We start from the raw sequence: 14,612 nt of genomic DNA, 5'->3' as shown, positions 1-14,612 counted from the left end.
GCGGAGCGAACGCCCGCGGGAGGGAGCCTCAACCGCGGTGAATACGTGGGGAATACGGATCGAATCCACCCCGGAACCGGCGCCCGGGGCGGGAGAGACGCGCTGTCAGTAAGGGCGCGGCTGGCCGTAGCCGTACGCGGGCGCCGGGGCGGCCTGGCCCGGCATCTGGGTGTAGCCGTCACGGTCGAAGAACGGCCGGGCGCAGGCCCGCATCCACATCCCGACCGGGTCGTACTCGTCGTTCATCGCGACCGTGGAGACCGGCAGACCGTCCGGAACCGCGCCGATCGACTGCTGGATCATCAACCGGGCCGAATCCACCGCTTGTTGGCCGGTGTCGTACAGATCCAGCCCGATCGCCAGATACGGGGCACCGAGCGCGGGCTGCACCCAGGCCCGGCGCAACGACCGTACGGCGGGGGTGCGGTGGGCGTTCTGCGCCAGCAGGGCGTAGAACTGCGGGATGTCGATGACCGGCTCCGAGATCCGCAGCGGCCCGGCGGGCAGCCGGTCCAGGCCGCCGGCGATACGGCGCAGATCGAGCCAGGGGATGCCGACACCGCCGCCGGGGGCGTGCGGATTCAGCCACAGGCCCCAGCGGTCGGGGAAGAGCGAGGCGGCGATCTCCAGGCCGCCGACGACCTCGTGGTCGCGGGTCCAGCCGGAGGCGGCGAGCTCGGGCGCCGAGGTCACACAGGGCGCGTAGCCGAGGCCGTCGACCTCCATGTTCCCGTACTGCGCATCGGGCATACCGGCCCGGCCCTGCCAGAGCAGCATCCAGACCTGACCTGCGGCGAGCGCCTGCAGCAGCGCCTCATAGGCGTCGTAGCGACCGGGCGAGACCTGCTGCAGCAGCTGCTCCAGCTGCCCGGCCGCCGCCGGTCCCTGATGCGCACCCGCGCTCACGTGGTCCGTCCCTTCTGTCGGCAGGGCACGTAGGGGTGCGCCCGCTCGTCGTCCAACAAGCTTAGGGCTTGCCCTACGAGTGGTCCCGGGAGTAGAAGGGCCGGACGCGCTCCAGCATCCAGTCGCAGACCGGGTCGCCCTGGGCCAGATCGAGCATCACGAGCTGCACCGGCCAGGGCACCGGCACCGCGCCGAGCGCACGTCCCAGGGCTGACAGGACCGTCTCGCGGGCGGTGCCGTCGTGCAGCGCGGCGGGGGACGTCGCGACCTGGACACCGACGAACAGCGCGGGCGTGTCGCCCTCCACACTGGCCAGGGCACGCCGGGCAGTCAGGACAATTCCGGCACCGGAGAACTCCAGTCCGGCGGCGGCCAGGAAGTCCACCGGCTCCTCCTGCCAGTCCGGCTCGAAGAGCCGCACCCGCCCGCCGCTGGGCAGCGACTCGGCCTCATGGCGGCCCGGCCGGCACAGCTCGGCCACCGCGGGCGGCGGCAGCGGGACGCCGACCACACCGTCCGGGTTGACGGCGATCCCGATCTTCGGCGGCAGCCCGCGAGCGAACTCCGCGGCCGGCGCGACGGTGAAGGACATGTGCGAGCCGACCACCCGCAGGAACTCCTGCTCGGAGCTGTAGACCGGGACATGGGCCAGCCCGTCGACCTCGACCGTGGGCAGATCCAGGCCGCGGGCGCCGAGGCCCGCGCTCTGAGGGCCGCCGCCGTTGGGCAGCGGCACCCACACCCGGCTGCGGCGCAGGACCTCGACGATCCGGGCACCGGCGCCCGGATGCCCGACCGAGGCGGCGAGCACCTCTTCGAGCTCGTTCGCCGGCCACGCCAGCTGCGGTATCCCCTGCTCCGGAAAGTTCATCTGTACCCATCCGTCCCCGACGCTCTCTGGCCAACGACCCTAGACGAGGAAACGGGAGGTCGGGCGTACGGGGGCGGGGCGCGGCGCGCCCGGAACCGGCAGTCCGCTCAGCGGAAACCGATCCGCTCCAGCGTGCTCGCCGCCGGCCGGTCCAGCAGCACCGCCGAGCGGAACCCCTTGGGCAGCCCGGCCTCCTCCGCCCGGCCGACCAGCCGGCCCACCGCCCTGCGGTGCCGCGCGAAGGCGTATCCGGACACCCCGCGCCCGCGCGCTTCCTGCCCGGACCGGGCCACCTCCGGCGCCACGTCGAGCAGCACGAGATGCAGCCCGCGGCCGCCGCGCGCGGCCGACCGGGCGATCCAGCGGCGCACCCAGGCCAGCGTTCCGCAGTCGTGCACCACCACGCTGTCGCCGGAGCGCAGCGCACGGCCCAGCGCCAGATAGTGCGCGGCCCGCACCAGCGGCCGGTACAGGCCGTACGGCAGCCGGCGCAGCCTGCCGCGCTCCCAGCGCTCGCGCACGTCCTGCGAATCGATGCGGTGCACCGCGGCGCCCCGGCTGTCCAGCGGCGGCACCACCCGGCGCATCAGGGTGCTCTTGCCGCTGCCCGGCAGCCCGGAGACCACGACCAGGTCACCGGCGCGGAACCGCAGCTCGGCGGTGTCGCGGGTGCGCTTGCCGGCCCGCAGGTCGACGACGGTGTGGCCGCGCCCCGGCCGTACGACGGACCGCGCCGCGCGCCTGGTCCGGGACACGGCGGCGGATGCCACCGGCGCGTCCGGGGGTACGGCCCCTGCAGTGGCCGCGAATGCCGCTTCCCTGTGCACCGTGATCGCCCTCCCCGTCCGGTTCCGGTCCGTTCCGAGTCCGTCCCTTACCCGCAGAGTGTCAAGAAAAGGTAATGCCCATCAAGGCGATTGTCCGATCTGTCGGCGTGGCGGAGGTGGTCCTGGACGGGGTGGCGACCGGGGCTCCTCGAACGGGCGATCCCGTGTAATGATGTGGCCGCCACGTGCACATCTCAGCTCACCCGTGCACCGCCAACTCCATACCGGCCGCTTGAATCCGCGCGGGAGAGTCCCCGGCCGTCATGGCGGGGCGCCGAAGGAGCAAGTCCTCCCTTGAATCTCTCAGGCCCCTATACCGCGCGGGCGAGGCAGATCTGAAAAGCGAGCCACTGCCCGGGCTACGGGGCGGCTCCACCCAAGGTGCAAACCGGGTCCGTTCGCGGGATCCCGGTGAACCTCTCAGGTTCCGATGACAGATGGGGAGAACGTCTTGTCACCCATGCCTGGGAGCCCAGAACCATGACTGATGCCCCCCGTCGCACCGCGCTGGATGCCACCCACCGCGCGCTCGGTGCGACCATGACCGACTTCGCCGGCTGGGACATGCCGCTGCGCTACGGCAGCGAGCGCGACGAACACGTCGCCGTCCGCACCCGGGCCGGCCTCTTCGACCTCTCCCACATGGGTGAGATCACCGTCACCGGCCCGCAGGCCGCCGACCTCCTCGACTATGCGCTGGTCGGCAACATCGGCGGCGTCCAGACCGGCCGCGCCCGGTACACGATGATCTGCGAGGCCGGGGGCGGCATCCTGGACGACCTGATCGTCTACCGCCTCGCGGACCAGGAGTACATGGTCGTCGCCAACGCCTCCAACGCCCAGGTGGTGCTGGACGCGCTGACCGCGCGGGCGGGCGGTTTCGACGCCGCGATCCGCGACGACCGGGACGCCTACGCGCTGCTCGCGGTGCAGGGCCCGGAGTCGCCCGGGATCCTCAAGAAGCTGACGGACGCCGATCTGGACGGCCTCAAGTACTACGCCGGTCTGCCCGGCACGGTCGCCGGCGTCGACGCGCTGATCGCCCGTACGGGATACACCGGCGAGGACGGCTTCGAGCTGTTCGTCCGGCCGGCGGACGCGGTGGCGCTGTGGGAGGCGCTGACCGAGGCCGGCAAGGACGCCGGTCTGGTGCCCTGCGGCCTGTCCTGCCGCGACACGCTGCGCCTGGAGGCGGGCATGCCGCTGTACGGGCACGAGCTCACCACCGCCACCACGCCGTTCGACGCGGGCCTGGGCCGGGTAGTGAAGTTCGAGAAGACCACCAACGGCGGTGACTTCGTGGGCCGCGCCGCGCTGGAGGCCGCGGCCGGGCGCGCCGAGACGGTCCCGCCGCGCAAGCTGGTCGGCCTGGTCGCCGAGGGCCGCCGGGTTCCGCGCGCCGGATACCCGGTCGTCACGGCCGACGGCACGGTGATCGGCGAGGTCACCTCCGGTGCTCCCTCCCCCACCCTGGGCAAGCCGATCGCCATCGCGTACGTCGACGCCGCGTACGCCACACCGGGCACCGAGGGTGTCTGCGTGGACATCCGTGGAAGCCATGAGCCGTACGAGGTCATCGCGCTGCCCTTCTACAAGCGGCAGAAGTAGCGGATCGCCGACGGCGGCCCGGCAGGGGCGCGCACCAGCGTGTCTCACTGTGCAAGACGCTCCCCCGGACTCCGTCCGGGAGGGGTGCCCCCATTCACGACCACACCCTCGCGTACAGGAGAATCGAGCCATGAGCAACCCCCAGCAGCTGCGCTACAGCAAGGAGCACGAGTGGCTGTCGGACGCCGAGGACGGCGTCTCGACGGTCGGCATCACGGAGCACGCGGCCAACGCTCTCGGCGACGTCGTCTTCGTGCAGCTCCCCGAGGTCGGTGCCACGGTCACGGCGGGCGAGTCCTGCGGTGAGCTGGAGTCGACCAAGTCGGTCAGCGACCTGTACTCGCCCGTGGACGGCGAGATCGTCGCGGTCAACGACGACGTCGTCAGCGACCCCTCACTGGTGAACACCGCCCCGTTCGAGGGCGGTTGGCTGTTCAAGGTGAAGATCGGCGGCGAGCCGGAGGACCTGCTCTCGGCCGACGAGTACACCGCCTTCACCGCCGGCTGAGCCCGCCCGTCGCCCGACTCCGCCCCGGAAGACAGCGCCGCGCGCTGCCCCTTCTCGCCTCTCCTCCAGGAAGCCTCATGTCTGTTCTCAACAGCTCCCTGCACGAGCTCGACCCCGACGTCGCCGCCGCCGTCGACGCCGAGCTGCACCGCCAGCAGTCCACCCTCGAAATGATCGCCTCGGAGAACTTCGCTCCGGTCGCCGTCATGGAGGCCCAGGGCTCCGTCCTCACCAACAAGTACGCCGAGGGCTACCCCGGCCGCCGCTACTACGGCGGCTGCGAGCACGTCGACGTCGTCGAGCAGATCGCCATCGACCGCATCAAGGCGCTCTTCGGTGCCGAGGCCGCCAACGTGCAGCCGCACTCGGGCGCGCAGGCCAACGCCGCCGCCATGTTCGCCCTCATCAAGCCGGGCGACACCATCCTGGGTCTCAACCTCGCCCACGGCGGGCACCTGACCCACGGTATGAAGATCAACTTCTCCGGCAAGCTCTACAACGTGGTGCCCTACCACGTCGACGAGAAGACCAACCTCGTCGACATGGAGGAGGTCGAGCGCCTCGCCAAGGAGCACCGCCCCAAGCTGATCGTCGCCGGCTGGTCCGCCTACCCGCGCCAGCTGGACTTCGCGGCCTTCCGCCGGATCGCCGACGAGGTCGGCGCGTACCTGATGGTCGACATGGCGCACTTCGCCGGCCTGGTGGCCGCGGGCCTGCACCCCAACCCGGTGCCGCACGCCCATGTCGTGACCACCACCACCCACAAGACGCTGGGCGGCCCGCGCGGCGGTGTCATCCTGTCCACCCAGGAGCTCGCCAAGAAGATCAACTCCGCGGTCTTCCCCGGTCAGCAGGGCGGTCCGCTGGAGCATGTGATCGCGGCGAAGGCGGTCTCCTTCAAGGTCGCCGCCTCCGAGGACTTCAAGGAGCGCCAGCAGCGCACCCTTGAGGGCGCCAAGATCCTCGCCGAGCGCCTCGTCCAGGACGACGTCAAGCAGCACGGCGTCTCCGTCCTGTCCGGCGGCACGGACGTCCACCTCGTCCTGGTCGACCTGCGGGACTCCGAGCTCGACGGCCAGCAGGCCGAGGACCGCCTCCACGAGGTCGGCATCACCGTCAACCGCAACGCGATCCCGAACGACCCCCGCCCGCCGATGGTCACCTCCGGCCTGCGCATCGGCACCCCGGCCCTGGCCACCCGCGGCTTCACCGCGGAGGACTTCCGCGAGGTCGCCGACATCATCGCCGAGGCGCTCAAGCCCTCCTACGACACCGGGGCCCTCAAGGCCCGGGTCACGGCGCTCGCGGACAAGTACCCGCTGTACCCGTCGCTGTGACGCGTCTCATGCGGTGATCCGCCGACCGCCCGCCGGCCGGCGGGCGGAGGCTGAACGGGCCGTGAGCCCGGGGCCGTTGGTCCCGGGCTCATCGTCTGCGTGCCCGCGTTCCCCGCCACCCGCACGCAATCGCGGGGGAATTCCGGTGATACGCGAGAAATAAGGTGTCAGCGGCAGACAGCAGCGGCCTCCCACCGCAAGGGGGCACATCACGACGGCAGGACGGACGACACATCCCATGGACATGAGCGCGGGCGACCGCAAGGGGCTCAGCCTCTTCGCCCTCATCATGATCGGCATAGGCTCGATCTTCGGCTCCGGCTGGCTCTTCGGCGCCGGTGCCGCCGCCCAGGTGGCGGGCCCCGCGGCGCTGGTCGCATGGGTGATCGGCGCCGTCTTCATCGGCATGATCGCGATGTCCTACGCGGAGGTCGGCTCGGCCTACCCGATCCCCGGCGGCATGGCCCGCTACGGCCACCTCTCGCACGGACCGGTGCTCGGCTTCCTCACCGGCTGGGCGGTGTGGATCGCGGTCGCCTCGCTCATCCCGATCGAGTCGATCGCCGCCACCCAGTACATGACGTCCTGGGGCTTCGGCTGGACGAAGGGGCTGGTCGACCCGGCCACCCACCACCTCACCGTCGCCGGCACCGGCGTGGCGCTGGCGCTGACCGTCGCGCTCTGGCTGACCTGCTACTGGTCGGTCCAGCTGCTGGCCCGCGCCAACACGGTGCTCACCCTGGTCAAATTCGCCATCCCGGTGCTCGCCGTCGCCGCGCTGATCGGGTCCGGCTTCCACACCTCGAACTTCACCTCGCACGGCGGCTTCGCCCCGTACGGCTGGCCGGCCGTGCTCACCGCCGTCACCACCTGCGGAGTGATCTTCGCCTTCAACGGTTTCCAGGCCGTGGTCAATCTCGGCGGCGCCGCGAAGAACCCGGGCCGGGCCATCCCGATCGCCCTGGTCGGCGCGCTCGCGCTCGGCCTGGTGATCTACCTGGCGCTGCAGACCGCGTTCCTGGGTTCGGTGCCGCCCGAGCAGCTGGAGCGGGCCGGCGGCTGGCAGGGCGTGAACCTCAGCTCCCCGTTCGCCGATCTCGCCAAGCTGCTGATGCTGCACTGGGTCGTCACGATGCTGCAGTTCGGCGCCTTCATCTCGCCGGCCGGCTCCAACATCGCCAATGTCGCCTCGGCCGCGTACATGGTCACCAACCTCGCCGAGACCGGCTTCTTCCCGAAGAAGCTGGCGGCCGTGCACCCTCGCTACGGCACCGCGCGCCCGGCGATGTGGCTCAACCTCGGCTTCTCCGTCCTCCTGCTGCTCACCGTCGGCCGCAGCTGGCAGGCGCTGGCCGGGGTGGTCTCGGCGGCCATGGTCATCTCGTATCTGATCGGTCCGATCGCGGTGGGCGTCCTGCGCCGGACCGAGCCGGATCTGCCCCGGCCCTTCCGGCTGCCCGCCGCCGGGATCCTGTGCCCGGTCACCTTCGCCTTCGCCGCCTGCGCCCTGTACTGGTCGAAGTGGCCGGACACCGGCAAGGTCGCGGTGCTGACGCTGGTGTCCGTGCCGGTCACGGTGCTGGTGCTGCGGCGCAAGGGCGAGCGGTCGCTCGCGCGGCAGTTCCGCCCGGCCTGGTGGATGGTCCTCTTCCTGGTCTGGATGGCGGCGCTGTCGGCGCTGGGCAGCCCGGACTTCGGCGGCCGCGGCATCATCCCCGACGGCCTGGACATCGCCCTGGTCGCGCTGACGGCCCCGGCCTTCTATTTCTGGGCCGTACGTGCCGGAGTCCAGGCACGCGCGACGGGCCTGACCGGCGCGTCCTCCGGCTCCGCAGCCGTCCCGTCACCCGCTGTTAGCCCTGAGGACGGACGACCGATGGTCTCCGTCTGACGGCACCGCGCCGGGTCCGGGTTACTCTCGACAAACGGCGCAGATACGTACCTCCTGCCCCATTGCTCCACCGTCCACCACGAGCAGACAAGGGAGTCCGCCCCCGTGGCCATCTCCGTCTTCGACCTCTTCTCCATCGGCATCGGCCCCTCCAGCTCCCACACCGTCGGCCCCATGCGCGCCGCCCGGATGTTCGTCGGACGCCTCAAGAAGGACGGTCTGCTCGCCCAGGCGGTCAAGGTACGCGCCGAGCTCTTCGGCTCCCTCGGCGCCACCGGCCACGGCCACGGCACCCCCAAGGCCGTCCTCCTCGGCCTCGAAGGCCACTCCCCCCGCACCGTCGACGTCGAGACCGCCGACGACGAGGTCCAGCGCATCCGCGACACCAAGCGCCTGCGCCTGCTCGGTGCCGAGATCGGCACCGCCCACGAGATCGACTTCGACGAGTCGACCGAGCTGATCCTGCACCGCCGCCGCGCCCTGCCGTACCACGCCAACGGCATGACGCTCTTCGCCTACGACGCGGCGGGCGCCCCGCTGCTGGAGAAGACCTACTACTCGGTCGGCGGCGGCTTCGTCGTCGACGAGGACGCGGTCGGCGAGGACCGCATCAAGCTCGACGACACCGTGCTGACCCACCCCTTCCGCACCGGCGACGAGCTGCTGCGGCTGTCCCAGGAGACCGGCCTGTCGATCTCCGCGCTGATGCTGGAGAACGAGAAGGCCTGGCGCACCGAGGAGGAGATCCGCACCGGGCTGCTGGAGATCTGGCACGTCATGCAGGCGTGTGTGACCCGGGGCATGTCCCGCGAGGGCATCCTGCCCGGCGGCCTCAAGGTCCGTCGCCGCGCCGCCAACGCCGCCCGCGCCCTGCGCTCCGAGGGCAATGCCCCCGCCCACGCGATGGAGTGGACCACCCTCTACGCCATGGCCGTCAACGAGGAGAACGCGGCCGGCGGACGGGTCGTGACCGCCCCCACCAACGGCGCCGCCGGCATCATCCCGGCCGTCCTGCACTACTACCTCAACTTCGTGCCCGGTGCCGACGAGGACGGTGTGGTCCGCTTCCTGCTGGCCGCCGGCGCCATCGGCATGCTCTTCAAGGAGAACGCCTCGATATCGGGCGCCGAGGTCGGCTGCCAGGGCGAGGTCGGCTCCGCCTGCTCCATGGCCGCCGGCGGTCTGGCCGAGGTCCTGGGCGGCACCCCCCAGCAGGTCGAGAACGCCGCCGAGATCGGCATGGAGCACAACCTCGGCCTGACCTGCGACCCCGTCGGCGGCCTCGTCCAGATCCCCTGCATCGAGCGCAACGGCATGGCGGCCGTCAAGGCCGTCACCGCCGCCCGGATGGCACTGCGCGGCGACGGCCGCCACCACGTCTCCCTCGACAAGGTCATCAAGACCATGAAGGAGACCGGCGCCGACATGAGCGTCAAGTACAAGGAGACGGCGCGGGGCGGGCTGGCGGTCAACATCATCGAGTGCTGAGCTTGCGGGCCCTGACCAGCGCGTTTGCATCTTTCAGCGCGGTCAGGGCCTGCCCTGCTCAGGCGGCGGAAAGTCCCTGTGCCTACACGGAGGACCGGGCACAGACAGCGACCTACAGCGACCTAATAACAAGAGTCTTGTTAAATTGGATCCATGGCCACTTCCCCCGCTCCCGGCGAAGGCCCCGTCCGTCCGGTCTCCGTCTCCCTCCACGAAGGCACCATCGCCGCCCTCAAGGCACGTACCGGCAAGCGGGGCATGTCCGCATACGTCGAAGCGCTCATCCAGCGCCAGCTGGAGCGGGACCGGCTACGCGAACTCATCGAAGACGCCGAAGCCGAACACGGCCGTGTGGACCACGTCGCAGTCGAGACCAAGCGAGCCATCCTGCGCGGTGACACGGCCGGCTCGGACGCCGCGTGAGCGGGACACTCATCCTGGACTGCGAGGGGCTGTCCGAACTCGTACGGCGCTCACCTGAACTCACCGAGTGGCTGGCTGCGGCCGAGGCCGAGGACATCCGCGTGGTCACCAGCTCCGTCACGCTCGTCGAAGCACGCGACCCCAAGGTCAACCAGGCCCGCTTCGACTACGCCGTCTCCCGCGTGAACATCGTCCCGCCCACCGAAGCCGTCGCCCGCCACGCCAGCAAGCTCCTCGCCGCTGCCGGCCTGCACGGCCACAAGTACGCCCTCGACGCCATCGTGGCCGCCACCGCACTCATCTCACCCGCGCCAGTGACCGTTCTGACGTCGGACCCCGAGGACCTCCTCATGCTGTGCGGCCGCGGCGTCCGCATCGTCAAGGTCTGAGTCTGCGCGGCCGCGCCCCAACCTATCTGCCGATCTCCCAGGCGAAGGGCGGGAGTTCGCGGGCCCGGGAGTAGATGTCCAGGGCCTGGTCCGCGGGGACGAAGGGGTGGACGCGGCCGCCGTCGAGGCCGGCCAGGAGGCGGGCGCAGTGCTGGACGCAGCCGGCGACCTCGTTGCCGTGCCGGTCGAGGATGGTGGCGGCGTCCGGCGGCCCCTCGCACGGGGTGGGGTCCTTGGCGGCGGCGGCCGGGCAGCGGCCTGCGGGTGCCTTCCGGCCCGCCGCCGGGTCCGGGACCGGAGCGTCGATCGGCTGATTCATCTGCGGTGTCCCCCTGGCGGTGCGGTGGTACGTGCGTGAGCCGGGGCCGGTGGCGCGATTGCTGCGGTCCGGCCCCAGGACAGTGGTGCTCGCCGCGGGAGGGGTCCATGCCGCCTTGGGGAAGACCTGGCCCGATCGTCAGCTGTTCATGGGATGGCGGGAGCGTGCGGCGGCTCCGGCGCACCGGGCGGGTCAGCGCCGGCCGGGGCGGGGGAAGGCGTACGGCTCCAGGAGGAGGGCGAGGGCGAGCACCGTCGCGGCCAGCAGCCAGCCGGCGAGGACGTCGACGGCCCAGTGGACGCCCAGGTAGACGCGGGTGAGGCCGACACCGGCGGCCCACAGGGCGAGCACCGCGCACCAGGTGCGGGCGATGGCGGGGCGGGTACGGCGGGCGATGCCCCAGGCCAGGATTCCGGCCGCCAGCGCCGCGGTGGTGGTGTGGCCCGAGGGGAAGGCATGGCCGGTGGCTTCGCCGGCCCAGTCCAGGGCCGGCGGGCGGGGGCGGGTGAGCAGCTCCATCAGGCCGTACCGGATCGCCTGGCCGACGGCGAGGACGGCGACGGCGCACAGCACCGCCCGGATCCGGCCGGGCAGACCACGACCGGCCAGCAGTCCCGCGAGCACGGCCGCCAGATACGGGGGCAGACCGGTCCCGGTGTCCGTCAGGGCGGTGGCCAGCGACCGCAGCGGCTCGCCGCGGTGCGCCACGGACCAGCGCAGGGCGGCCTGTTCGGCGGCGAACGGGGCGCCGTGCCGTACGGAGACGGTGACGGCCATGGCGACGAAGAGCACCGCGCAGACCGAGGCGACGGCGAGCAGCACTCCGGTGGCGGGCCGCGGTCCCGGCCCGGGTGACGGTTCGGGCCCGGGTGACGGTTCCGGCCCCGCCCCCGGCTCCGGGTCGCGCCCCGGCGCCGTCACCGCGCCCTCGCCCGGGTGTGCGGCACGGCGGCGCGGACTTCTCCGACGCCCTCCGCCGGCCCGCCCGTCACCTGCGCACCTGCGGGGGCTGCGGCCATGTCAGTGGGCCCTCCCATAATGGGTTGCGGGCCTGCCGGACGGCCGGGCCCGACCGACTACAGACCCGTAGACGGCCTAGGGCAGCTTAGAGCCTGTCCGATGGGTCGTGGTGCGGCAGACGACGTACCGGTGAGGGGGTGTGCCATGCCGGAGACATCGCGCGTGCGGCGGCGCCCCGCGGGCGAGCTGGAGGCGAGCGTGCTCGCGGCGCTCTGGGCGGCCAAGGCCCCGCTGAGCCCCGCCGAGGTGCAGAGCGCGCTGGGCGGCCGGCTGGCCCGTACGACCGTCACGACGATCCTGTCCCGGCTGTACGGCAAGGGCGCGGTGTCCCGCTCCCGCGCGGGCCGCGGCTTCGCGTACTCGCCCATACAGGACTCCGCGGGGCTGACCGCCCGGCGGATGCGCAGCGAGCTCGACAAACAGTGCGACCGCGGCACCGCGCTCGCCCGCTTCGTCGCACAACTGACCGCCGAGGACGAGCAGTTGCTGCGCTCCCTGCTGGAGGGCGCGGGGGACGACGGGCCGGGCGGGACGGAAGCCGGCCGCCGGCCGGGCCCTGGCACCGCACAGTGACCCGGGGGGGGAGGCGCCCCGGGGGCGGCCGGCGGTGCGCCGAGCGCATGAGCGGTTTCTGCCGCACCCTCAATATGCCTGTTCTGCAAGGAACTTCTTGTCCTTGTTCTGGCGTCCCCGCTAGCGAACATGCTGAACTGCTGGCACGAACTGGCCGGGACGAACGGGAACGAATCCGCATCGCGCGGGGCACACAGAACGTACGGAACGCAGCACGGCAGGAACGAACACAGGAACACAGGAACGCGCAGAACGCAGGCACGGAACGCAGGTACAGAACGCACGCACGGAACGCAGGCACGGAACGCAGGGAAATCGCTGCGGCGCGGTGGTCACGGGACCCGACGGCCGGCCGGCGCAGCGGCCAGTTCGCAGTTGGCGCTTCGAATCCGCAGGTCCGATCGGCAGGAGGCCGTTCATGCTGCACGGTGTCGATGTCAGCTCCTACAACACCTCGTATTCCACGGAAGGGCTGGACTTCGTTTTCGTCAAGGCCACCGAGGGCCGCTCCTACATCAATCCGCACCAGAACGCGCAGGCCGCGAAAGCCCGTAAAGCCGGCTGCGTGGTCGGTTTCTACCACTTTCTGTGGCCGGGGAATATCGCCGCCCAGGCCCGGTATTTCGTCGAGAAGTGCGCATCGGTCCAGGGCGACATCCTGGCCTGTGACTGGGAGCGCACCGGCGAGGGCACCTATGCGAGCAATGCACAGAAGGACCAGTTCCTCGTCGAGGTGAAGAAGCTGCGTCCCACGCACCGCGTGATGCTCTACTGCAACCGCGACTTCTGGCTCAACCACGACACCACGTCCTATGCCGCCGACGGCCTGTGGATCGCCGACTACGTCTCCGCCGGGCATCCGCGGATCAAGGCGAAGTGGCGCATCCACCAGTACACCGACCGCCCGCTGGACAAGGACGTCGCGGACTTCTCCAGCAAGGCCGCGCTGAAGAAATGGGCGCACCCGGCATAATTTCCTACCGGCACGCGGATTCACGTAATCCGGGAACCGTGCGTACGCACCAGGCAACAGGCCGTGCCGCACACCACGCGGCGCGGCGGGAGAACAAGAGGAGCAAGTCGTGACCGACCCGGCGTCCAAGGCCCTGCAGCAGGAGATCGCCCGGGATCTCCAGGTGACCGCGTCCTTCGACGCCGAGCAGGAGATCGAGCGCCGGGTGGCCTTCCTCACAGAGCGGCTGACCTCCACGGGCCTGCGCTCGCTGGTCCTGGGGATCAGCGGCGGCGTCGACTCCACGACCACCGGCCGGCTCTGCCAGCTGGCCGTCGAGCGGGCCCGCGCCACCGGGCACGAGGCGACGTTCCACGCGATGCGGCTGCCCTACGGCGTCCAGGCGGACGAGAAGGACGCCCAGCGGGCGCTGGAGTTCATCCGCGCCGACCGGGAGCTGACCGTCGACATCCGCCCGGCGAGCGACGCGGCGCTGCAGGCCGCGCTGGACGGCGGGCTGACCTTCCGCGACGCGCACCACCAGGACTTCGTCCAGGGCAACATCAAGGCGCGCCAGCGCATGATCGCGCAGTACGCGGTCGCGGGTGCCCACGACGGCCTGGTCGTGGGCACCGACCACGCGGCCGAGGCGGTGTCCGGGTTCTTCACCAAGTTCGGTGACGGCGCGGCCGACGTCGTACCGCTCACCGGGCTCACCAAGCGCCGGGTGCGCGCGGTGGCGGCGGCCCTGGGCGCCCCCCAGGAGCTGGTCTCGAAGGTGCCGACCGCCGACCTGGAGACGCTCGACCCGGGCAAGCCCGACGAGGTCGCGCTCGGCGTGAGCTACGACCAGATCGACGACTTCCTGGAGGGCAACCCGGTCGAGGCCACCGCCTTCCAGGCCATCGTCCGCCGCTACCGCCTCACGGACCACAAGCGGGCACTTCCGATCGCGCCGTGAGCCGCGGGCCGGGGCGCCCTCGCCGGGGCGCCCCACCCGGCGTGTCATGCACCAGTAAGGGGACGGTCACCGTCCCGGTGCTAAACCGTCGGCCCGAGCGGGCATGCATGCGGCCATGGGAAGCCGCGAAGTGCGATCGGAAGATCAACTGTCAGTGGGGCCGCCTACGCTCCGGGACATGGGTTACGCAAACCTGCGCGAACTCCAGACCGCGCTGACCACCGCCTCCGACCTTGCCTCCGCTCTGCAGTCCGCACCGACCCGGCACGACGCGGACCAGCTCGTCGACGTCCTGCGGCAGGCACTGACCGCCGCCAGCTCGCTGGGCGCCGAGACCGGCCCGACCGGCTGCGCCCTCCATCCGCACGGCGCGGTCGACCCGCTGTACGGCGATCCGGAGGACCCCCTCCCGCCGGGGTACGGCAAGTGCCTGCTGTGCAACGACCGCCGCCGCCGGGCCGACGCCCACCACCCGCATCCGCGGCCCCACCGGGTGCACCCCCGCTGGCGGCGGCGGATCGGCGCCCAAGGCTGACCCG

General features: G+C 71.6%; 16 protein-coding genes and 2 riboswitches. Of the genes, 11 read left to right on the top strand and 5 right to left on the bottom strand.

Features of this window, described 5'->3' with window-relative positions; genetic code table 11:
- Positions 1 to 105: 105 nt before the first annotated feature.
- The 3 genes from ACWD6P_RS10015 to ACWD6P_RS10005 form a co-directional block, all read right to left on the bottom strand.
- Positions 106 to 906 carry an enhanced serine sensitivity protein SseB C-terminal domain-containing protein gene (locus ACWD6P_RS10015; RefSeq protein ID WP_451443549.1) on the bottom strand — a complete coding sequence of 267 codons (801 nt, stop codon included), beginning with the start codon at positions 904 to 906 and terminating at the stop codon, positions 106 to 108.
- A gap of 73 nt (positions 907 to 979) precedes the next feature.
- Positions 980 to 1,777: an enhanced serine sensitivity protein SseB gene (locus tag ACWD6P_RS10010; protein ID WP_451443548.1), complete on the bottom strand. Its 798-nt coding sequence runs from the start codon at positions 1,775 to 1,777 to the stop codon at positions 980 to 982.
- Between the two features lie 107 nt (positions 1,778 to 1,884).
- Positions 1,885 to 2,610 carry an AAA family ATPase gene (locus ACWD6P_RS10005; RefSeq protein ID WP_451443591.1) on the bottom strand — a complete coding sequence of 242 codons (726 nt, stop codon included), beginning with the start codon at positions 2,608 to 2,610 and terminating at the stop codon, positions 1,885 to 1,887.
- Positions 2,611 to 2,837: 227 nt separating this feature from the next.
- A riboswitch (glycine riboswitch) is annotated at positions 2,838 to 2,933 on the top strand.
- Positions 2,934 to 3,051: riboswitch (glycine riboswitch) on the top strand. It abuts the riboswitch before it with no gap.
- 33 nt (positions 3,052 to 3,084) lie between these two features.
- On the opposite strand from ACWD6P_RS10005, the gene gcvT reads away from it, so the two are divergent.
- The 7 genes from gcvT (at position 3,085) to ACWD6P_RS09970 (ending at position 10,248) form a co-directional block, all read left to right on the top strand.
- Positions 3,085 to 4,212 (top strand): glycine cleavage system aminomethyltransferase GcvT, encoded by a 1,128-nt coding sequence (gene gcvT / locus ACWD6P_RS10000; RefSeq protein ID WP_451443547.1) that lies wholly within the window; start codon positions 3,085 to 3,087, stop codon positions 4,210 to 4,212.
- 130 nt (positions 4,213 to 4,342) lie between these two features.
- A complete protein-coding gene (gene gcvH, locus ACWD6P_RS09995) occupies positions 4,343 to 4,720 on the top strand; it encodes a glycine cleavage system protein GcvH (RefSeq protein WP_451443546.1) in 378 nt (125 codons plus the stop codon).
- Positions 4,721 to 4,797: 77 nt separating this feature from the next.
- Positions 4,798 to 6,057, top strand: coding sequence for a serine hydroxymethyltransferase (glyA, locus tag ACWD6P_RS09990; protein WP_451443545.1), 1,260 nt, complete (start codon positions 4,798 to 4,800; stop codon positions 6,055 to 6,057).
- Between the two features lie 238 nt (positions 6,058 to 6,295).
- Positions 6,296 to 7,948, top strand: a complete 1,653-nt coding sequence (locus ACWD6P_RS09985; RefSeq protein ID WP_451443544.1) for an APC family permease — start codon at positions 6,296 to 6,298, stop codon at positions 7,946 to 7,948.
- Between the two features lie 105 nt (positions 7,949 to 8,053).
- Positions 8,054 to 9,436 carry an L-serine ammonia-lyase gene (locus ACWD6P_RS09980; RefSeq protein WP_451443543.1) on the top strand — a complete coding sequence of 461 codons (1,383 nt, stop codon included), beginning with the start codon at positions 8,054 to 8,056 and terminating at the stop codon, positions 9,434 to 9,436.
- A gap of 153 nt (positions 9,437 to 9,589) precedes the next feature.
- Positions 9,590 to 9,859, top strand: a complete 270-nt coding sequence (locus ACWD6P_RS09975; protein WP_451443542.1) for a hypothetical protein — start codon at positions 9,590 to 9,592, stop codon at positions 9,857 to 9,859.
- Positions 9,856 to 10,248, top strand: coding sequence for a type II toxin-antitoxin system VapC family toxin (locus ACWD6P_RS09970; RefSeq protein WP_451443541.1), 393 nt, complete (start codon positions 9,856 to 9,858; stop codon positions 10,246 to 10,248). Before ACWD6P_RS09975 ends, ACWD6P_RS09970 begins: the two co-directional genes overlap by 4 nt.
- A 22-nt stretch (positions 10,249 to 10,270) precedes the next feature.
- On the opposite strand, the gene ACWD6P_RS09965 is transcribed toward ACWD6P_RS09970, so the two are convergent.
- Together ACWD6P_RS09965 and ACWD6P_RS09960 are read right to left on the bottom strand one after the other, a co-directional pair.
- Entirely contained in the window at positions 10,271 to 10,567 is a 297-nt protein-coding gene (locus ACWD6P_RS09965; RefSeq protein ID WP_451443540.1) for a hypothetical protein, read from the bottom strand.
- A 192-nt stretch (positions 10,568 to 10,759) separates the two neighbouring features.
- A complete protein-coding gene (locus tag ACWD6P_RS09960; RefSeq protein WP_451443539.1) occupies positions 10,760 to 11,488 on the bottom strand; it encodes a phosphatase PAP2 family protein in 729 nt (242 codons plus the stop codon).
- 243 nt (positions 11,489 to 11,731) lie between these two features.
- Here ACWD6P_RS09960 and ACWD6P_RS09955 point away from each other — a divergent pair, with 243 nt between their 5' ends.
- The 4 genes from ACWD6P_RS09955 to ACWD6P_RS09940 all read left to right on the top strand — a co-directional run bounded on the left by ACWD6P_RS09955 (position 11,732) and on the right by ACWD6P_RS09940 (position 14,608).
- On the top strand, positions 11,732 to 12,160 hold the full coding sequence (locus ACWD6P_RS09955) for a BlaI/MecI/CopY family transcriptional regulator (protein ID WP_451443538.1): 429 nt from the start codon (positions 11,732 to 11,734) through the stop codon (positions 12,158 to 12,160).
- Positions 12,161 to 12,578: 418 nt separating this feature from the next.
- Positions 12,579 to 13,133 carry a GH25 family lysozyme gene (locus tag ACWD6P_RS09950; protein WP_393497956.1) on the top strand — a complete coding sequence of 185 codons (555 nt, stop codon included), beginning with the start codon at positions 12,579 to 12,581 and terminating at the stop codon, positions 13,131 to 13,133.
- 109 nt (positions 13,134 to 13,242) lie between these two features.
- Complete coding sequence (nadE, locus tag ACWD6P_RS09945) at positions 13,243 to 14,073, top strand: ammonia-dependent NAD(+) synthetase (protein WP_451443537.1); 831 nt, start codon at positions 13,243 to 13,245, stop codon at positions 14,071 to 14,073.
- 178 nt (positions 14,074 to 14,251) lie between these two features.
- On the top strand, positions 14,252 to 14,608 hold the full coding sequence (locus ACWD6P_RS09940) for a hypothetical protein (RefSeq protein WP_451443536.1): 357 nt from the start codon (positions 14,252 to 14,254) through the stop codon (positions 14,606 to 14,608).
- Positions 14,609 to 14,612: the final 4 nt, after the last annotated feature.

Source organism: Streptomyces sp. NPDC002446, assembly GCF_053595675.1.
Note: the sequence above shows the minus strand (reverse complement) of the source record. Positions and strands in the feature narration are given on the sequence as shown.

Bases quoted from the DNA above. Each gene is read 5' to 3' on its own strand.
- ACWD6P_RS09950 (WP_393497956.1), top strand. From the start codon at position 12,579: ATGCTGCACGGTGTCGATGTCAGCTCCTACAACACCTCGTATTCCACG.
- ACWD6P_RS10010 (WP_451443548.1), bottom strand. From the start codon at position 1,777: ATGAACTTTCCGGAGCAGGGGATACCGCAGCTGGCGTGGCCGGCGAAC.
- ACWD6P_RS09985 (WP_451443544.1), top strand. From the start codon at position 6,296: ATGGACATGAGCGCGGGCGACCGCAAGGGGCTCAGCCTCTTCGCCCTC.
- gcvH (WP_451443546.1), top strand. From the start codon at position 4,343: ATGAGCAACCCCCAGCAGCTGCGCTACAGCAAGGAGCACGAGTGGCTG.
- ACWD6P_RS09975 (WP_451443542.1), top strand. From the start codon at position 9,590: ATGGCCACTTCCCCCGCTCCCGGCGAAGGCCCCGTCCGTCCGGTCTCC.
- ACWD6P_RS09940 (WP_451443536.1), top strand. From the start codon at position 14,252: ATGGGTTACGCAAACCTGCGCGAACTCCAGACCGCGCTGACCACCGCC.
- ACWD6P_RS09955 (WP_451443538.1), top strand. From the start codon at position 11,732: ATGCCGGAGACATCGCGCGTGCGGCGGCGCCCCGCGGGCGAGCTGGAG.
- glyA (WP_451443545.1), top strand. From the start codon at position 4,798: ATGTCTGTTCTCAACAGCTCCCTGCACGAGCTCGACCCCGACGTCGCC.
- gcvT (WP_451443547.1), top strand. From the start codon at position 3,085: ATGACTGATGCCCCCCGTCGCACCGCGCTGGATGCCACCCACCGCGCG.
- ACWD6P_RS09965 (WP_451443540.1), bottom strand. From the start codon at position 10,567: ATGAATCAGCCGATCGACGCTCCGGTCCCGGACCCGGCGGCGGGCCGG.